The 17,352-nt window shown below is 70.0% G+C and carries 17 protein-coding genes; 11 read left to right on the forward strand and 6 right to left on the reverse strand.

All coding sequences use genetic code 11. From position 1 onward, the window contains the following. Nucleotides 1-37: 37 nt before the first annotated feature. The gene (locus ACWFRJ_RS17620) at nucleotides 38-748 is read right to left on the reverse strand and encodes a TetR/AcrR family transcriptional regulator (RefSeq protein ID WP_453530824.1); all 711 of its coding nucleotides are present in this window, start codon (nucleotides 746-748) and stop codon (nucleotides 38-40) included. Nucleotides 749-810: 62 nt separating this feature from the next. On the opposite strand from ACWFRJ_RS17620, the gene ACWFRJ_RS17625 reads away from it, so the two are divergent. Beyond that, entirely contained in the window at nucleotides 811-1,749 is a 939-nt protein-coding gene (locus ACWFRJ_RS17625; RefSeq protein ID WP_453530827.1) for an ATP-binding cassette domain-containing protein, read from the forward strand. Nucleotides 1,750-1,813: 64 nt separating this feature from the next. Next, complete coding sequence (locus ACWFRJ_RS17630; protein WP_453530830.1) at nucleotides 1,814-2,596, forward strand: ABC transporter permease; 783 nt, start codon at nucleotides 1,814-1,816, stop codon at nucleotides 2,594-2,596. Nucleotides 2,597-2,613: 17 nt separating this feature from the next. Here ACWFRJ_RS17630 and ACWFRJ_RS17635 read toward each other — a convergent pair whose 3' ends face one another. Next, nucleotides 2,614-3,786: an epoxide hydrolase family protein gene (locus ACWFRJ_RS17635; protein ID WP_453530833.1), complete on the reverse strand. Its 1,173-nt coding sequence runs from the start codon at nucleotides 3,784-3,786 to the stop codon at nucleotides 2,614-2,616. 103 nt (nucleotides 3,787-3,889) lie between these two features. Here ACWFRJ_RS17635 and ACWFRJ_RS17640 point away from each other — a divergent pair, with 103 nt between their 5' ends. Then, nucleotides 3,890-4,483: a CGNR zinc finger domain-containing protein gene (locus ACWFRJ_RS17640; RefSeq protein ID WP_453530836.1), complete on the forward strand. Its 594-nt coding sequence runs from the start codon at nucleotides 3,890-3,892 to the stop codon at nucleotides 4,481-4,483. Nucleotides 4,484-4,685: 202 nt separating this feature from the next. Here the strand turns inward: ACWFRJ_RS17640 and ACWFRJ_RS17645 are convergent, their stop codons facing one another. The 3 genes from ACWFRJ_RS17645 to sigK all read right to left on the reverse strand — a co-directional run bounded on the left by ACWFRJ_RS17645 (nucleotide 4,686) and on the right by sigK (nucleotide 6,153). Then, nucleotides 4,686-4,952 (reverse strand): hypothetical protein, encoded by a 267-nt coding sequence (locus tag ACWFRJ_RS17645; protein WP_453530839.1) that lies wholly within the window; start codon nucleotides 4,950-4,952, stop codon nucleotides 4,686-4,688. A gap of 116 nt (nucleotides 4,953-5,068) precedes the next feature. After that, nucleotides 5,069-5,599 carry an anti-sigma factor gene (locus ACWFRJ_RS17650; protein ID WP_453530842.1) on the reverse strand — a complete coding sequence of 177 codons (531 nt, stop codon included), beginning with the start codon at nucleotides 5,597-5,599 and terminating at the stop codon, nucleotides 5,069-5,071. Continuing rightward, entirely contained in the window at nucleotides 5,596-6,153 is a 558-nt protein-coding gene (gene sigK / locus ACWFRJ_RS17655) for an ECF RNA polymerase sigma factor SigK (RefSeq protein WP_453530845.1), read from the reverse strand. The genes ACWFRJ_RS17650 and sigK overlap by 4 nt, the downstream gene beginning before the upstream one ends. Nucleotides 6,154-6,330: 177 nt before the next feature. Here sigK and ACWFRJ_RS17660 point away from each other — a divergent pair, with 177 nt between their 5' ends. From ACWFRJ_RS17660 to ACWFRJ_RS17675, 4 genes are all read left to right on the forward strand, one after another. After that, nucleotides 6,331-7,890 carry a DUF4331 domain-containing protein gene (locus ACWFRJ_RS17660; RefSeq protein WP_453530848.1) on the forward strand — a complete coding sequence of 520 codons (1,560 nt, stop codon included), beginning with the start codon at nucleotides 6,331-6,333 and terminating at the stop codon, nucleotides 7,888-7,890. A gap of 128 nt (nucleotides 7,891-8,018) precedes the next feature. Next, nucleotides 8,019-9,308: a tetratricopeptide repeat protein gene (locus ACWFRJ_RS17665; RefSeq protein ID WP_453530851.1), complete on the forward strand. Its 1,290-nt coding sequence runs from the start codon at nucleotides 8,019-8,021 to the stop codon at nucleotides 9,306-9,308. 43 nt (nucleotides 9,309-9,351) lie between these two features. Next, nucleotides 9,352-10,758 (forward strand): urease accessory protein UreH domain-containing protein, encoded by a 1,407-nt coding sequence (locus ACWFRJ_RS17670; RefSeq protein WP_453530854.1) that lies wholly within the window; start codon nucleotides 9,352-9,354, stop codon nucleotides 10,756-10,758. Between the two features lie 44 nt (nucleotides 10,759-10,802). Continuing rightward, nucleotides 10,803-12,485, forward strand: coding sequence for a serine/threonine-protein kinase (locus ACWFRJ_RS17675; protein ID WP_453530857.1), 1,683 nt, complete (start codon nucleotides 10,803-10,805; stop codon nucleotides 12,483-12,485). A 14-nt stretch (nucleotides 12,486-12,499) separates the two neighbouring features. On the opposite strand, the gene ACWFRJ_RS17680 is transcribed toward ACWFRJ_RS17675, so the two are convergent. Further along, nucleotides 12,500-13,324 carry an SGNH/GDSL hydrolase family protein gene (locus tag ACWFRJ_RS17680; RefSeq protein WP_453530860.1) on the reverse strand — a complete coding sequence of 275 codons (825 nt, stop codon included), beginning with the start codon at nucleotides 13,322-13,324 and terminating at the stop codon, nucleotides 12,500-12,502. Between the two features lie 234 nt (nucleotides 13,325-13,558). Between ACWFRJ_RS17680 and ACWFRJ_RS17685 the strand changes: the two genes are divergently transcribed. The 4 genes from ACWFRJ_RS17685 (at nucleotide 13,559) to ACWFRJ_RS17700 (ending at nucleotide 17,340) form a co-directional block, all read left to right on the forward strand. Continuing rightward, nucleotides 13,559-13,990, forward strand: a complete 432-nt coding sequence (locus ACWFRJ_RS17685) for a hypothetical protein (protein ID WP_453530863.1) — start codon at nucleotides 13,559-13,561, stop codon at nucleotides 13,988-13,990. Between the two features lies 1 nt (nucleotide 13,991). After that, the gene (locus tag ACWFRJ_RS17690) at nucleotides 13,992-15,092 is read left to right on the forward strand and encodes a GNAT family N-acetyltransferase (protein WP_453530866.1); all 1,101 of its coding nucleotides are present in this window, start codon (nucleotides 13,992-13,994) and stop codon (nucleotides 15,090-15,092) included. A 380-nt stretch (nucleotides 15,093-15,472) separates the two neighbouring features. Then, nucleotides 15,473-16,309, forward strand: coding sequence for a glycosyltransferase family 2 protein (locus ACWFRJ_RS17695; protein WP_453530869.1), 837 nt, complete (start codon nucleotides 15,473-15,475; stop codon nucleotides 16,307-16,309). Continuing rightward, nucleotides 16,306-17,340 (forward strand): glycosyltransferase family 2 protein, encoded by a 1,035-nt coding sequence (locus ACWFRJ_RS17700; RefSeq protein ID WP_453530872.1) that lies wholly within the window; start codon nucleotides 16,306-16,308, stop codon nucleotides 17,338-17,340. Before ACWFRJ_RS17695 ends, ACWFRJ_RS17700 begins: the two co-directional genes overlap by 4 nt. Nucleotides 17,341-17,352: the final 12 nt, after the last annotated feature.

Genomic DNA, 17,352 nt, shown 5'->3' on the forward strand with positions numbered 1-17,352 from the left:
GCGACCGCGACAGGGACAGCGACAGCGCCGGGGCCGCTCAGGCGAACGAATCCAGAAGCCTGTTCAGCATGCGGTCGAAGAGCTCGTCCCCGTCGTCGGGCGCGGGCGCCTCCGCGAACGCCTGCGCGAGCCGCGGGTAGGCCCCGGTGCCCACCTGCCCTGCGAGGTAGGCGAACCGCACCTGCTTCTCCTGCTCCTCCGACCACGGCAGTGACCGCGCGCGCTCCGCCATGCCGAGCTCGTTGGCGACGTACGTCATGACCGAGCCGTTGACCATCCCGATGAGTTCCATCTTGGTGCCGTAGGGCGCGTCGAGCCCCTCCAGGGCGCCGAGGCAGTGCTCCAGGTAGCGCAGGGCGTTCGGGCTGAAGCCGTGGAGCGCCGACATGATCCGGGGCAGCCACGGGTGGCGCCGCATGATCTCGCGCGTCTGGCGGCCCAGCGCCAGCATCTGCGCGCGCCAGTCGCCGTCCTGCGGCCCCGACGACAGCACGTACTCGCCGCTCACCGCGTCGACCATCAGTTCGTGCAGGTCTTCTTTGCGCGGTACGTAGTTGTAGAGCGACATGGTGCCGCAGCCGAGCTCGCCCGCGACCCTCCGCATGGAGAGCGCGTCGATGCCGTCCGCGTCGGCGATGCGGACGGCCGCCGCCGCGATGTCCGCCCTGCTGTACGCGGGCTTCGGGCCACGGCCCGCACGCTCGGGGCGCGCCCAGATCACTTCCGGTTCGGCCGCTCGGCCCGCCATTGATCATCACCTCGCCCCCATCTTAGTTACGTACAGCGTACGTAGTGAGGTACCGTGCGGACATGACTTCTACGTACGCTGTACTTAGTGAGGGTCTGGAGAAGCGCTACGGCTCCGTCCACGCCCTGCGAGGACTGGATCTCGCCGTCCCCGACGGCACCGTCTGCGGGCTGCTCGGCCCCAACGGCGCGGGCAAGACGACGGCGGTGCGGCTGCTCACCACGCTCCAGACACCGGACGCCGGGAGAGCGCTCGTCGCGGGCCACGACGTGGTGCGCGAGGCCGCCTCGGTGCGGCGGCTCATCGGCGTGACCGGGCAGTACGCATCCGTCGACGGGGATCTGACCGGGCGGGAGAACCTGCGGCTCTTCGCGCGGCTGCTGCGGGCCCCACGGGGGCGGGGCGACGAGCTGCTGGAGCAGTTCGGTCTCGAGGACGCCGCCGACCGCCCGGCCCGCACCTACTCCGGAGGCATGCGGCGGCGGCTCGACCTCGCGGCCAGCCTGCTCGTGCGGCCACGCGTCCTCTTCCTCGACGAGCCGACCACCGGGCTCGACCCGCACAGCAGGAACGGCATCTGGGACGCCGTAAGGGAGTTGGCCGCCGAGGGGACGACCGTACTGCTGACCACGCAGTATCTGGAGGAGGCGGATCAGCTCGCCGACGAGGTCGTTCTGATCGACGGGGGGCTCGCCGCGCACCGGGGGACGCCGGCCGCGCTGAAGGCGCAGATCGGGACTTACGTCGAGGTCGTCCTGCCGCAGGACACGGCGGCGCAGGCGCTGCACGCCGCCGCGGTCGTCCTTGACCAGCTCACCGGGACGGAGCCGGTCCTCGACACCGAGCGGCGCACCGCCGGGGTGGTCTCTCTCGATGCGGGTCTCACGCTGCCGCGGATCGTTCGTGAGCTGGACGCCGCCGGGGTTCCTGTCGTTGACGCGACTCTTCGGGCGCCGACTCTCGACGAAGTCTTTCTGCGGCTCGTCGCTCGCGTTTCCTAGACCGCCGCTTCGCGACGGATCTCTTCCCGCCCACTCACCCGAGCACCCCGCATGGAGGCCCCTCTTGAACGCCATCCTCTACGACGGCACCGCCGTCCTCGGCCGGCATCTGCGGCGCATCAAGCACGCGCCCGCCATCCTTGTCATGACGCAGACGATGCCCATCGTCTTCCTGCTCTTCTTCGGTTACGTCTTCGGCAGCGCCCTCGCCATGTCCGGCGGCGACTACCGCGCCTACCTCGTCCCTGGCATGCTCGTCGCGACCGCCGCCAACGGCATCATGACCGGCATGTTCACCGCCGCCCAGGACTCCCACCGGGGCGTCATGGACCGCTTCCGCACGATGCCGATGAGCCGCTCGGCGGTCCCGCTCGGGCAGGCGGTCGCCGATCTGCTGACCACCGCCGTGGGCCTTGTGCCGCTGATGCTCGTCGGGTTCGCCATGGGCTGGCGGATCGAGGGCGGGCCGCTCCAAGCCCTGGGCGCCTTCGCCCTGTTGCTCCTCTTCCGGTTCGCCACGACCTGGATCGGCATCCTGCTCGGGCTCGCCTCACAGAGCGAGGAGGCCGCGGGTCAGCTGGGCGGCGCGACCTTCATGCTGCCGCTGCTCTCGAACGCGTACATCCCCACCGACGGGCTCCCCGGATGGCTGCGCACCGTCGCCGAGTGGAATCCGATCAGCGCGGTGGCGACGGCGGTGCGTGATCTGTTCGGCAACGCGCCCGTCCCCGCGGACGCCGCCTGGCCGGTGGCGCATCCCGTGGCCGGGGCCATCGTCTGGTCCCTGGTGCTGCTCGGCGTGTGCGTACCGCTCGCCGTCCGCCGGTACGCGCGCGGGGGACGGTGAGCGCCGCCGAGAAGTCCTTACCTGCCAGCGGCAAGGACTGCCGCGAGGCCCTCTTGTAGATCTTTGACGAAATGCTCGGGAACCTCCAGCGACGGGAAATGTCCCCCGGCTTCGGGCGTCGCCCATCGGACGATCTGTCGGTACCGCTCCTGCGCCCAGGGGCGCGGACACTTCTCGACGTCGCGGGGATACATGGTGAGTGCTGACGGGACGTCGACCCGGAGTTCGGGATCGAGCGAGTTGTGGCTCTCGTAGTAGATACGGGCCGCCGACGCACCGGTTCGCGTCAGCCAGTACAGGGTGACGTCGTCAAGAACGCGGTCTCTGGAAATCGTCTCGAACGGGCTGTCTTCGGTGTCCGACCACTCGGCGAACTTGTCGAGGATCCAGGCGAGAAGCCCGACCGGCGAGTCGACGAGCGAGTAGCCGATGGTCTGCGGCCGGGTCGCCTGCTGCTTCGCGTACGCAGCGCGATGGCGCCAGAAGTCGCTGGTTTCCTCGGTCCACTCGCGCTCGACCGCCGTGAGCCCGTCCGTCGTCAACCCGGGCGGTCCCTCCGCGAACGTGGTGTGGATGCCGAGAACGTGCGCCGGGAACCTGCCGCCGAGAACCGTGGTGATATTGCCTCCCCAGTCGCCGCCGTGGGCTGCGAACTTGCCGTAGCCGAGCCTTCCCATCAGTTCCACCCATGCGGCCGCGATCTTTTCGGTTCCCCACCCCGTGGTGGTCGGCTTGTCGCTGTAACCGAAGCCCGGAAGCGACGGGACCACGACGTGGAACGCCGGCGCGTCCGCGTCCTTCGGATCTGCCAGCTCGTCCACCACATCGATGAACCGGGCAATGCTGTCCGGCCAGCCGTGCGTCAAGAGGAGGGGAGTGGCATCCGCGCGCGCGGATCGGCGGTGCAGGAAGTGGATTCCCAGACCGTCGATGGTCGTGCGGAACTGGCCGATCTGGTGGAGGCGCGCTTCGAACGCCCGCCAGTCGTAGCCGGTGCGCCAGTAGTTCACGACGTCGACGAGGTCGGCGAGAGGGACACCCTGTTCCCATCGGCGAGGGCCGGGCGCGGCGCGAGGGACCGTCTCAGCCTCCGGTAGCCGCGCCGCGGCCAATCGCGCGCGCAGCTCGTCGAGGTCGGCGTCAGTCGCGTGGGCTTCAAATGCTTGCACGTCGCTGGTGAGACGGGGCATGAGACCTCCTGGCCATCGTGGAACCGGCTACGAACTATCGCGAACCGTCTAAGCCGGTTCTACTATGCCTTCGCGTCAGCGCGCAACCTGCTAAGGTGGTTCCATGCGTGTTGAGTTCCCTGACTTCCGCCTCGGCAGCGTGCTGGCGACCAGCTTCACGGGGACTTTGTCGGAGCGTCACGGCAACGCCGTGGAGCGCATTCCCGCGCCGCAACGGCTCATCGACTGGCTGGCAGTGAGCGGCCTCGCCGTGGACTCCTGCACGGCTGCCCAGCTCGACCTCGCCCGGGAACTGAGGGAGTCGATTCACGCCGCCGCGACAGCGGCCGCGCTCCAGGACGCTCTCCCCGCATCCGCTGTCCAAGTCATCAATGACTACAGCGTTCAGGGGCGGGCCGCGGCGATCCTGACGCCCGAGGGTGCGCGGCAATGGCGGCTCAGCCCGGCTTCCCGCGTGGAAGATGCCCTCAGCGTGATCGCCGCCGACGCGATCAGCATCATCGCGGGCGAACGAGACGGAAAACTGGCTTTGTGCGCGTCGCCGACCTGCCAGGCCGCCTTCTTCGACACCAGCCAGAGCCGCACCCGCAAATGGTGCGACATGAACACGTGCGGGAATCGTCAGAAGAAAGCGCGCTTCATTGCCAACCGGGCCAACCAGGCCAACAAGCGAAAAAACTCCGCATCAGCGGAGTGATCGTCAACTCGGCACATACAAGCCGCCGGTGACATCGGCCGTTCAATCAGCCACATCGGGGCCGGAAAGTTGCGGCGTCAACAGGTACGTATGACACGGGTATTACGGCAGGGGCGTAATGAGTGACGTCCGGCACGGGGAAGGGGCGGGTGGGTGGGAGCAATCCGCCGCTGGCGACGGCCGAACCCCCGACCACCCGTGGTCAGCGACCCCCAAAGAGCGACCGCCGCAGCCTGCGCAAGGGAGCGAAGAGGGAGACCCTTCGCACACGTGCACCTCGGCCACTGTGGTCATGCGCACCCCGCGAGGTCAGCTCACGCATCAGCAACGTCGCCTCCGCCGTCTCACGCTGCGGGACGGCGGGGCCGCCCAGCACTGCGAGATGGCGGTCGAGACGCGAGCTGGTCGCGCTGCTCCCGCAGGTGATCGCAGGGACACGCGCCCTGCTGCGCATCGTTATCTGTTCCATGTCACTCCCCACCCGTACGAGGGCACCCGGCCCAGGGCAGGTTAACTCTATCGCCCCCTCACCACACTCGCGTATCCCGGTCGCATGATTCACCTTCTACGTAAGGAGGTTGACGACTACTCTCCGAATACGACTGATTCCAGGGCGAGTTGGACAAGAGGGGCAGAAGTGGGCCTCTTTGAGCCCCCGACGGGCTCGGTCGTCACTTTCAGTGACCTGCCGGGCGCACTCAGACCTGGCGCGATCAACGGCGTTTCGCCGTCGAGCAGGCCCAGAGAACGGGGCGCCGAGGCGGGCCGCACAAGCCACAGTTGGTGCGCGCGCCCCCGAGACGGCGCCCCGAGCCCCGTGACGCTCACCACGGCGCGCCGCCTGGACTCCGACACGACACGACGTTGATGCCGCGCCCCCCACGCGTCCCTCTCCCCGGCTACCCGGGCGTCAGGAGCCGCCAGGACGTGGGCGATCTCACGTGCATGAAGGCGAGAAGAAGCGCGCGGGAGCGCGGGGGGAGCGCTCGGAGCGACGGGCGCCCGTCGGGTCGGCTCCTGCTCCGCCGTACGTAACGGCACCGCGGGACCGCCATCGCCATCGCCTTCGCCCCACGGTGGGCGCCCACTGGAATGCCGCTCCAAGCCGCGCTTCATGTCGCGTCCCCCGTCGCCGCGCCCAGGCACTCGCGCATCCGCAGCAGTCCGTCCCGCATCCGCGTCTTGACCGTGCCGAGCGGGACGGACAGGCGCCGGGACACCTCGCGATACGTATAGCCGTCGTAGTAGGCGAGGGTGACGGCCTGGCGCTGGAGGTCGGTGAGGCGGCCGAGGCAGCGGCGTACCCTTTCGCGCTCCAGGCCGGCCTCGACCGCCTCGGCGACCTGGTCGAAGGCAGGTCCTTCGCCGCGCTCGACCGCCGCGCGCCGTTCGCGTTCGCTCGCCGCGCGGGTGCTGCGTACCCGGTCCACCGCCCGGCGGTGGGCGAGCGTGAAGATCCAGGCGAAGGCGCTGCCGCGCGCCGGATCGAAGCGGGCCGCCGTCCGCCAGAGTTCGAGCAGTACCTCCTGGACCACTTCCTCGGACTGCGCCGGGTCCCGAAGGACGCGGCGGACAAGGCCGTGGACCGGCCCCGAGACCAGGTCGTACAGCTTCTCGAACGCGGACTGGTCCCCCTTCGCGATCAGAAGCAGCAGTTCGTCCGGCTCCATGCGTGTCCCCCGCCCCCCGGTCCGGTCGCACGGTCCGGTCGCACGGGATTCGTGGCGGGGAAAGCCGGCGGATTGGGAACGGGGGCAATCCGCCGGGCACCGAGCCCCGAATGGCGTTCGTCAGGCGGCTCGCGCGCACCGCGCGAGGTCGCGCGAGGAACAGTAAGGACGGACGCGATGACAGCTATCGCCAAGAGCCGGACGGGGCGCCGCGGCAAGCGCGGCCTCGCGACGCTCGTCTGTGGCGCGCTGGCCGCCGGGGGGCTCGCAGCCGCCGGTGTGACGGCACTGGAACCGGGGGCGGCAAGCGCCTCCAGTCACCGGGAGGCCCCGCTGATCTCGGGGCAGCCCCAGTACGACAACACGGACGTGTACGCGTTCGTGAGCCCCGACAAGCCCGACTCCACGACGATCGTGGCGAACTGGCTGCCCTTCGAAGAACCCGCGGGCGGGCCCAACTTCTATCCGTGGGCCGACGACGCCCAGTACGACGTCCACATCGACAGCGACGGGGACGCGCAGGGCGACCTCCTCTACCGGTGGACGTTCGACACGAAGACCAAGAACGGCGACACGTTCCTCTACAGCACCGGGCCCGTGACGAGCCTCGACGATCCCGACCTGAACGTGACACAGACCTACGACCTCGAACTGATCAAGCTCAAGGACCAGAAGGCCGTCTCGACCACGAAGGTCGCCGATGACGTGCCCACCGCGCCGTCGCACGTCGGCAAGGCGTCCATGCCGGAGTACAAGAAGCTGCGCGATCAGGCGGTGACCCCGGTCAAGGGCGGGGGCTCGACGTTCGCGGGGCAGGCCGACGATCCCTTCTTCCTGGATCTGCGGGTGTTCGACCTGCTGTACGGCGGCGACCTGTCGGAGGTCGGCAGGGACACCCTCAAGGGCTACAACGTGAACTCCCTGGCCCTTCAGGTGCCGAACTCCGAGATACGGCAGTCGGCGAAGCAGCCCACCGTAGGCATCTGGTCGACGACGCAGCGCAAGAACGCGGGCGGCAAGTGGACCCAGGTCTCGCGGCTCGGCAACCCGCTGGTCAACGAGGTGGTCGTGCCGCAGAAGGACAAGGACAAGTTCAACGCGTCCGCGCCCTGGAACGACGCGGACTTCCTGAAGTACGTGACCAGGCCCGAGCTGCCGAAGCTCCTGGAGAAGATCTACAAGCTGAAGGCGCCCGCCGAACCGCGCGACGACCTCGTGTCGGTGTTCCTGACGGGCGTGAAGGGCCTCAACCAGCCGCCCAACGTCAAACCGGCCGAGGCGCTGCGGCTCAACACGTCGGTCGAACCGGCGGATTCGCCCAAGCGGCTCGGGGTTCTCGACGGTGACAACGCCGGGTTCCCGAACGGGCGGCGGCTCGCCGACGACGTCGTCGACATCGAACTGCAGGCCGTCGAGGGCGAACTCACCGGCAAAAAGAACGACTTGGGCGACGCGGTGAACGCCAACGACCAGAAGTTCGGCGGGACCTTCCCGTACGTGGCGCTGCCCACGCCGGGTTCCCGGGGGCCGCTGGCCAAGGGCGGCAAGGCCGATGACAGCTCGGCGCGCAACGCGCTCGGCGGCGGCGCCGTGCCCGGGCGTCCGGGTTCCGGTGGCGGCGACGACACCGATGCCGTCCTGATCGCGTCCGGGGCCGCCGGGGTGGCCGGGGTGCTCCTTGTCGGACTCGGGCTCGCGTGGTGGCGCAGGCGCGGTTCCTCCGGGGTGGCGGGCTGATCCCGCCCCTATGAGCGGCGCGGCCCGCACCTATCCCCCTGCGGGTCGCGCCTTCACTCCTTCCTGCCTTCCTGAAAGGGCTAGTGATGGCACTGCCTCGTCCAGCCGGTCGTACCGCTCGTACTGGGGTGGCGGCCGTCGCTCTCGCACTCGCGATCACCGGGGGCGCCGTCGTGGCCGGCGGTGAGAGCGGGCCCGACCGGTCGCCGTCGTCGTCCGCCGCCGTGGCGCCGGGTGCGCTGCGGGGTGCCGATCTCGATCGTGGCGTCGCGCTGCTCCAGTCCCATCTGCGGGACCAACCGCGGGACTTCGGGGCGTGGGCGACGCTGGGGACCGCCTATGTCGAGGAGGCCCGCACCCAGGGCGACCCGTCGCGGTACCGCGAGGCGGAGCGCGCTCTCGACCGCTCCCTGGAGCTTCGGCCGCGCAATGACGCGGGGCTCGCGGGGCAGGCGGCGCTGGCTGCCGCCCGGCACGACTTCGCGGGTGCGCTGCGCCACGCGGATGCGGCACTCGCTGTGAACCCCTACAGCGAGGGGGCCCTTGCCTCGCGCATCGACGCGCTGGTCGAGCTCGGCCGGTACGGGGCGGCGGCGCGGGCCGCGGACGAGGCCGACGCCCGGCGGCCCGGGGTGCCGGTGTTCACGCGGTACGCGTACGTGCGGGAGCTCCGGGGTGATGTGGCGGGGGCGCGGCGGGCGCTGTCGCGGGCCGTGGGCTTCGGCTCGGGCTCGGGCTCGGGCGGTGGGGACGTCGCGTATGTGTCCACGGCGCTGGGGCAATTGGCTTGGCGCCAGGGCCAGTACGGGGAGGCGCTGAAGCAGTGCGGCAATGCGTTGCGGGCCGACGCCTCCTACCTCCCGGCCCTTGAGTGCAGGGCCCGCGCATGGGCCGGGCAGGGCGATACGGGACGGGCGATACGGGGGCTTCGGGAGGTGGTCGCGCGGGCGCCGCTGCCCGGACCGCTGGTCGCCCTTGGCGAGTTGTACGAGACGCGGGGCGCGCGGGGTGACGAGGCGAAGGCCCAGGAGCAGTACGTACTGGTGTCCGCGTGGCTGTCCCTGGCCCGGGCGAACGGCGTGAACGCGGACCTGGACACGGCGATCGCGTTGACGGACCACGGGGACCGCGCGGAACGGAAGGCGGCGCTGCGGGCGGCGGAGGCGGAGTGGGGACGGCGGCACACGGTCCACACGGCAGACGCCCTGGCCTGGGCCCTGCACGTCAACGGCCACTCCAAGGAAGCCCTGCCGTACGCACGCCGGGCCACGGCCACGGGGTTCCACGAGGCGGCGTTCCTGTACCACCGGGGTGTGATCGAGAGGGCGACGGGCAACGCCGCGGCGGCTCGGCACTGGCTGTCGACGGCGCGGGAGCTGAACCCGGGGTTGTCGGCGAAGACGGGGGCGGCGTCATGAGGCGAGCAGGGACGACTGCCCGCCCGGGAAACGTGGGGTCCCGATGAAGCGGCGCCGCACCCTGGCCTACGGGGCCACCCTGCTGGCAGGGCTGGCACTCGCACTGCTGCCCGCCACCGAGGCCGTCTCCCACCCCCTGGGAAATTTCACCGTCAACCGCTACGACGGCCTCGTGGCCGGCCCGGGGCGCCTGCGGATCGACCACGTCGAGGACCTGGCCGAGATCCCGGCCACCCAGGCCATACCCCGCATCAAGCGCGTAGGGATGCGGAGTTGGGCCGAGAAGCGGTGCGACGACGCCGCCCGAGGCAGCTCGCTGCGGGTCGGCGGACGAGCGGCGGAACTCCGCGTCGAGCGGGCCCGGGCGGTCTCCCGGGACGGCCAGGCCGGTCTGACCACCCTGCGCGTGGAGTGCGAGTTCGGCGCCCCGCTCCCCCGGGGCGCCGAACTCTCCGCCCGGTTCAAGGCCGCGGGCCGACCGGGCCCCGGGTGGCGGGAAGTCACGGCGCGCGGCGACCGGATGACCCTGAGCGCCACAGACGTACCGAAGGAGTCCGTCTCGAAGCGCCTCTCCCGCTACCCGGCGCGGCTGCTCGACTCGCCGCCCGACGAAAGCTCCGCCACCCTGCGGATCACCCCCGGCGGCCCCGCCCTGAGCGAGGAGCGGCCACAGGCACCGGCCGCCTCCGTGCTGCCGCGCGGCGCGGACCGGTGGACGCAGGCCCTCACCGGCCTCGTGGCCCGTCACGACCTCACCCCGGGATTCGCCGCACTCGCCCTGGCCACCGCACTGCTCCTCGGGGCGCTGCACGCCCTCGCGCCGGGGCACGGCAAGACGTTGATGGCAGCGAGCGCCGCCGCGAGGGGACGTGCCTCTCTGCGGGACGTGCTCCCCCTCGCCGCCTCGGTGACCGTCACGCACACCCTCGGGGTGACGGCCCTTGGGCTGCTCGTGGCGGGAGGCTCGGCCGCCGCCCCGTCCGTCATCGCCTGGCTGGGCGTGGTCAGCGGCGTTCTCGTCACCGGAGCGGGAGCCCTGCTCCTGCGAAGGGCCTGGCGTCGCCGCAGGCCCACCCATGACCACCATCACCATCACCACCATCCGCATGAAGCAGCACCGCCCACGCTCCGGGGCGCCCTCTTCCTCGGCTTCGCGGGCGGCCTGGTACCCAGCCCCTCCGCCGTCGTCGTGCTCGTCGGCGCCGCCGCCCTGGGCGAGGCCTGGTTCGGTCTGCTGCTCGTCCTCGCCTACGGGGTGGGGCTCGCCGTCACGCTTACGGCTGCCGGGTTCCTTGTGGTGCGGGTTGGCTCCCTCGCCGCACGGCGGGTCCGTGGGCCCCGGTGGCTGCACCGGGCCACGCACCGGTTCCTGCCGCTCAGTTCCGCCTGTGTCGTATTCGCCCTTGGGTGTGGATTGGTGTTCAAAGGGGCGGCAACAGCACTCGGTTGAGGTAATTTTGTGGAGAATCGCACGGCTGCCGATGGGGGACGCCCGTGAGCGGGAACGAGCGTGTGATCGCGGGGCGCTACCGCCTCCTCGCCCCCTTGGGCGAAGGCGGTATGGGCACGGTCTGGCGGGCCCGCGACGAAGTCCTCGGCCGCGAGGTCGCGGTCAAAGAAGTGCGCGCCCCCGTGGGGATCCCGGCCAGTGACGTCGACCGGCTGTACGCCCGCCTGGAGCGCGAGGCCTGGGCCGCCGCCCGTATCCCGCACCGCAATGTGGTGACGGTCTATGACGTGGCGAGCGAGGACGGCCGCCCGTGGATCGTGATGGAGGTCGTGCGCGGGCTCTCGCTGTCCGACATCCTCGACTCCGAAGGTCCGATGGCGCCGCAGCGCGCCGCCCGCATCGGCGCCGAGGTGCTCGCCGCCCTGCGCGCCGCCCACGAGGCCGGGGTCCTGCATCGCGACGTCAAGCCCGGCAACGTACTCATCGCGAACGACGGGCGGGTGGTCCTCACCGACTTCGGGATCGCCATGGTGGAGGGCAGTTCGGCGCTCACCATGACGGGTGAGGTGGTGGGGTCGCCCGAATTCCTGGCCCCGGAGCGGGCGTTGGGACGGCGGCCCGGTCCCGAGTCCGACCTGTGGTCCCTGGGCGTGCTGCTCTACGCGGCCGTCGAGGGCAGCTCGCCGTTCCGGCAGGACACCCCGCTCAGTACGTTGCGTGCGGTCGTCGACGAGGAGTTGCCGCCGCCCCGGAACGCCGGGCCGCTGGCCCCGGTCATCGAGGGGCTACTGCGGAAGGACCCCGCCGCCCGGATCTCCGCCGCGGAGGCCGAGAACCAGCTGCGGCTCGTGGCGGCGGGCGGCACTCCCGGTGTCCAGGCACCCCTCCCGTACACACCGACCATCACGTCACAACAGCAACAGCAACAGCAACACCAGTCGCCCTCGCCCTTCCCGCCTCCACCGAACCAGCTGCAAGAACCCGTCGTCGCCACAACCACCGCCACCGCCGCTCCGACCCGTTCGCGCCGCACGGTTCTCGTCCTCACCGCGGGCCTGGTCGCCCTCGCGCTCGCGCTGGGCGGGCTCGCCTACTCCCTGCTCAATCGCGACAACGGCGGCGGGAACGGAAGCAGCAGCGGCTCCTCCGAGGGCGGAGGCGGCGGGAGCGGCGGGAGCGGCGGCGGCTCCGACGGGGGCAAGAACGGCGGCAACAGCACGTCGGGCGGAGGCGGCGGCGGAGGGTCGAGCACCGGCGATGGCAGCGACGGCGGTTCCGACGGCGGCGGTTCCACGACCGGCAGCGGAGGTGGCGGCAACGGCGGAGGGTCGTCCACTCACCCGGCGCAGAGCGTCAAGGTCTCGGTCGTCGGCACGTACACGCAGTACAGCGGTGTCTGCCCGCCGGCCGCGGGGCAGGCACCTTCGTTCACCGCGACGTTCACCGTGGGACGAGTTCCGGTCACCGTCGACTACCGCTGGGTGACCAAGTCCGGCACGCCGAGCGACCCGGGCTGGAAGACCCTCAGCTTCGCCTCCGGGGGCGGGAAGACCAAGCAGGTGCAGCACACGGAGACGGTCGCCGGGGAGCCGGGGTCGACGTATCAGAACGCGATCAGCGTGGAGGTGCGCAGCCCGGTGAAGACCACCTCCAACTCCGTCGCGTACTCGGTGACATGCGAGAAGGAGACCCCGACGGACGGGGCCTCCTCCTCAGCGCCGTACTGAGTGGACCAAGTGGGTCAGGACGCCGCAGCGCTGAACACGGGGAGGTAGCCGCCGGACTGGCCCGCGGCCTTGGGGTGGTAGGACTCGCCGATGTTGGTCCAGTTCACGCTGTGCAGCCACGCGTCGCCCGAGCAGATCTCGTGCCCGCTGAACTTGGAGGCCACATCGCCGAAGGCGAAGCCGTGGTCGGCGGCGCGCTTGGCCGTGGTGGAGTTGAGGAAGTCGGACGCGCTGTTGATGGCGCTGCGTTCCTTCTCGGAGAGACCGGCGACGCAGCCGCCGCCGAGCTTGTAGAAGCGGGGGTATCCGAGCACGACGACCTTGGCGGCCGGTGCCTTGGCGCTGATCGCCGAGTAGACCTTGTCGAGGTTGCCGGGCAGCGTCGACTCGACGTAGCTGCGTGCCGTCGCGATCCGCGCGAGACAGTTGCTCTCGGACTGCAGGACGCAGGTCGTCATGACGTCGGCGAAGCCTGCGTCGTTGCCGCCGATGGAGAGGCTGACCAGACCCGTTCCGGAGCCGAGCGGGCCGAGTTGGCTGGCCACAACATCACCCGTACGAGCACCCGAGCAAGCCGTGAAATTGAAGCTGGAGGGTGAGTTCGCGGCTGCCCAGAGCGCGGGGTACGCGCGCGGAGTGCGCTTGCAGTCGCCGCTTGCGCTGTCGTAGGCGCCGGATCCGACGCCGGAGGAGTAGGAGTCGCCGAGCGCCACATAGCCGGTGGCCGCGGCCTGTTGGTCGCCCTGTTGGTCTGCTTGCGCCGCGGTGGCCCCGGTGAGGGCGAAGGCGGTGGCGAGGAGGAGTGAGGATACGTATGCCGTGATTCGGGACAATCTCATGGAACCTCCCTTAGCAGGATTTCTGCCACGACTGTGGTACCACTCCCCTCCCGCCCCCGGTAGTGTTCATGTCAACAAGTTCGCCTCCAATTCCACTTCCCGCACAGCGAGTTCTCCTGCGGTTCAAGGGCCCCGGGGCGAACATCTCCCCACAGCCTCCGCATCTTGACGCGCCGCCGTCGACTGCGCGACATTGAAGCCCGGCATCCGGCGCGTCGGGGGGCAAAGTCGCCAATGCAGACCATCAGGATCAAGGCACCGTCATCAGACACCGGGCGCGGCCCCGGGGATCCGCCGAGCCGTCACGAAGAAGCGCTGCCGTTGCTCGCGGGCATGGCTGTGGCGGTGGGCGCGGTCGGCGCGGTGCTCGCGCTCACGGACATCGAATCGCCCCTGCGTGCACCCTTCACGCTGTTCTTCCTCCTGGCCGCTCCGGGCTTTGCGATCGGCGCCGCGCTCGGCGGACTTGAGGCATGGGGCCGGATCGTGGCTTCCGTTTCCGGCGCCGTCGCGGTCAACCTGTTGGTGGCCCAAGGGATGCTCGCCCTGCACATGTGGTCGGTACGCGGCGGGGTCGTCGCCATCACCGTGATCGGCTCACTCATCTATCTGCTGGTACTGGTACGGCGAGTGCGACGCCGCACCCCGACGAGGCGGACCTCCTGACGTGGACATCACCGTGCACCGCCCCGGAGAACTCACCGCTGCGGACCGGGTGGCCTGGACAGCGCTCCAGTCCAAGGCGCACCTCAACGGATCGCCGGAGATGGCAAATCCGTTCCTGTCGCCGGAGTTCACCCTCGCGGTGGGCCACTGGCGGCGTGGCGTGCGGATCGCGGTCGTACGCGAGGACGGTGAGCCGGCGGCCTTCTTCCCCTTCGAGAGATCCATCACCGGCGTCGGCCGGGCCATCGGTCTGGGCGTCTCCGACTGCCAGGGCCTGGTGCATCGGCCCGGCTTCACGTGGGACGCGCGGGACCTGTTACGGGCCTGCGGGCTCGCGATGTACGAGTTCGACCATCTGGCCTCCGGCCAGCAGCCGTTCGAGGCAGGCGCCTCCGGCTCCTTCGCCTCCCCCGTCATGGACATCGACCAGGGGTACGAGGCATATCTCGGCCAGCTCAAGGCGAAGTCTCCGAAGTTCACCCGCACGACCCTTTCCAAGGAGCGCAGGCTCGGGCGCCACCACGGCGTCGTTCGCTATGTGCACGACGAGCGCGACCCGGAGGTCCTTGACACCCTGGTGGAGTGGAAGTCGGCCCAGTACCGCAGGACCGGCCGCAGCGACCGCTTCGCGCACGCCTGGATCAATCAGCTCGTGCGCCAGCTCTTCCACACCAGATCCGATCAGTTCAACGGCCTGCTCTCCGTCCTCTACGTCGACGAGGCGCCGGTGGCCGCGCACTTCGGGCTCTGCTCCGAGCGGATCTTCGCCCAGTGGTTCCCGGCCTACGACCCGGCCTACGCCAAATACTCGCCCGGCCTGATCCTGCATCTGCGCATGGCCGAGGCGGCCGCCGCCGACGGCATCGCGTATCTCGATCTCGGGCGGGGTCAGAAGCAGTACAAGGACTCCCTGAAGACACGCGAACTCACCGTGTCCGAGGGGTGGGTGGCTCTGCGCCATCCCGCGGCGATCGGTCACCGGGCGCGGCGCGCTCCGGTAAGGGCCCTGCGCAACACCGTCTTGTCCCGGCCGGAGCTCTTCGAACCGGCCGACAAGCTGCTGAAACGCATGGGTCAAATTCGATCAAGAAAGCAGGAATAGAAGAAAGAAGGCAGGAACGGGGCGCTCCATATGTGCCCACCAAGACCGGCCAAATCATCAAAAACGTGAGGCCTCGTTCCAGGTCTTGCCATAAGGTCTCAATCATCAATACCGTCGTACATCCACCCGCATCGGTCCATCACGCAATGCGATCTAGGGGAGGGCTCAAGATCGCGGTGGTTCCGGCGCGGGGCGCGGTAGGGGGGTGCCGTGCTCGGCTGTTGAATTCGTGCCGAGTTACGTCCCGCGCAATGCCAGCTCACTTTGGCATGCACGGAGATCCATTTCGTCATGTGTAAGTGAGAACCCCCCTTTCGAACCGGATACATAGCCGGACCGCCCGGGGGTGGGCGGTCCACCGGACGAGAGGGATCAGACTCGTGAGTTCTTTTGTGCGCCCGGCCGCCGAGCCGGACCAAGGTCCGTTAAAGAAGCCGACGCTGTCCGGCAACTACCGGCCGATATCGACGCACTTGGCGATCACACCGCCGGTGAGCGTCGTGATTCCCGCGATGAACGAAGCGGAGAATCTTCCCTACGTCTTCAAGTCGCTGCCCGACTGGATCCACGAGGTCGTCCTCGTGGACGGCAATTCCACCGATGACACGGTGGCCGTCGCGCGGGAACTGTGGCCGGACGTGAAGGTCGTCCGACAGCTCGGCAAGGGCAAGGGCGACGCCCTGATCACCGGATTCGAGGCGTGCACCGGCGACATCATCGTCATGGTCGACGCGGACGGCTCGGCCGACGGACACGAGATCGTCAGCTACGTCTCGGCGCTGGTCTCCGGCGCGGACTTCGCCAAGGGGTCGCGGTTCGCCAACGGCGGTGCCACGGACGACATGACGCCGATCCGCAAGCTCGGCAACCACGTCCTGTGCTCCGTGGTGAACGCCAAGTTCGGCGCCCGCTACACCGACCTCTGCTACGGCTACAACGCCTTCTGGAAGCACTGCCTGGACAAGATCGACCTCGACTGCACGGGCTTCGAGGTGGAGACCCTGATGAACATCCGGGTCGTCAAGGCCGGGCTCAAGGTGCAGGAGATCCCCAGCCACGAGTACCTGCGCATCCACGGCGTCAGCAATCTCAGCGCCGTGCGCGACGGTCTGCGGGTCCTGAAGGTGATCCTCACGGAGCGCTCCAACCGCCGTGGGCCGCAGCGCCGCCGCACGCGTGGTGTTCCCTTCCGCACGCGTCAGGGAGAGGTGTCTTGAGCTTTTCCGGACGCCACGGGGGACGCACGGCCGCGGGCATCTCCGTCGTCATCTGCGTCTACACCGAGGACCGCTGGGAGGACATCCTCGCGGCGGTCGCCTCGGTGCGGGCGCAGTCCCTGGCGGCGCTCGAGACGCTTCTCGTGGTGGACCACAACGCCTCGCTCCTGGACCGGCTCGCCAAGGAGTACAAGGAGACCAAGGGAGTGCGGGTGCTCGCCAACGCGGGCCCCCGCGGCCTCTCCGCGGGCCGCAACACCGGCATCGCCGCCTCGGTCGGCGAGATCATCGCGTTCCTCGACGACGACGCCGTCGCGGAGCGGGACTGGCTGCGCCACTTCGCCGAGGGGTACGCCGACCCGAAGGTCTTCGCCGTGGGCGGGCGCACCATGCCGATCTGGGAGTCCCGGCGCAGGCCCGCCTGGTTCCCCGAGGAGTTCGACTGGGTCGTCGGCTGTACGTACAAAGGGCTGCCCGAGGGCCGTGTGCGGGTGCGCAACGTCCTGGGCGGCAACGCGTCCTTCCGTCGCAGCGCCTTCGAGGTGGCGGGCGGCTTCGCGACGGGCATCGGGCGCGACGGCGACAAGCGTCCGCTGGGCTGCGAGGAGACGGAGCTGTGCATCCGTCTCACCCGGGCGAGGCCGGACGCGATCCTGCTCATCGACGACCGCGCGGTGATCCACCACCGCGTCCCCGCGGCGCGGGAGCACTTCCGGTACTTCCGTACGCGGACGTACGCGGAAGGCCTGTCCAAGGCGCTCGTCGCCCGAAGCGTCGGCACGGACAAGGGACTCGAGTCCGAGCGGCGCTATGCCACGCGCGTCCTGCCCGCTGGTGTCGGGCGGGGCCTGCGTGACGCGCTGTTCGCCCGTCCGGGCGGCGCGGGCCGCGCGGGAGCCATTGTGGCGGGCGTGGTCACGGCGGCCGGGGGGTACGTCATCGGCAGTGTCCGCGCGCGGGGGGCAGACGCCACTTTCTCGGTCGTGACGATCGAGGAGGATGCGGACGGCGAGGAGGGGGCTGCCGCATGACCACGGCACCGA

Source organism: Streptomyces sp. NPDC055239, assembly GCF_053606205.1.

Coding starts and splice junctions, on each gene's coding strand:
- ACWFRJ_RS17670 (WP_453530854.1), top strand. CDS start 9,352: ATGAAGCGGCGCCGCACCCTGGCCTACGGGGCCACCCTGCTGGCAGGG.
- ACWFRJ_RS17635 (WP_453530833.1), bottom strand. CDS start 3,786: ATGCCCCGTCTCACCAGCGACGTGCAAGCATTTGAAGCCCACGCGACT.
- ACWFRJ_RS17685 (WP_453530863.1), top strand. CDS start 13,559: ATGCAGACCATCAGGATCAAGGCACCGTCATCAGACACCGGGCGCGGC.
- ACWFRJ_RS17620 (WP_453530824.1), bottom strand. CDS start 748: ATGGCGGGCCGAGCGGCCGAACCGGAAGTGATCTGGGCGCGCCCCGAG.
- ACWFRJ_RS17625 (WP_453530827.1), top strand. CDS start 811: ATGACTTCTACGTACGCTGTACTTAGTGAGGGTCTGGAGAAGCGCTAC.
- sigK (WP_453530845.1), bottom strand. CDS start 6,153: ATGGAGCCGGACGAACTGCTGCTTCTGATCGCGAAGGGGGACCAGTCC.
- ACWFRJ_RS17680 (WP_453530860.1), bottom strand. CDS start 13,324: ATGAGATTGTCCCGAATCACGGCATACGTATCCTCACTCCTCCTCGCC.
- ACWFRJ_RS17650 (WP_453530842.1), bottom strand. CDS start 5,599: ATGAAGCGCGGCTTGGAGCGGCATTCCAGTGGGCGCCCACCGTGGGGC.
- ACWFRJ_RS17640 (WP_453530836.1), top strand. CDS start 3,890: ATGCGTGTTGAGTTCCCTGACTTCCGCCTCGGCAGCGTGCTGGCGACC.
- ACWFRJ_RS17645 (WP_453530839.1), bottom strand. CDS start 4,952: ATGGAACAGATAACGATGCGCAGCAGGGCGCGTGTCCCTGCGATCACC.
- ACWFRJ_RS17660 (WP_453530848.1), top strand. CDS start 6,331: ATGACAGCTATCGCCAAGAGCCGGACGGGGCGCCGCGGCAAGCGCGGC.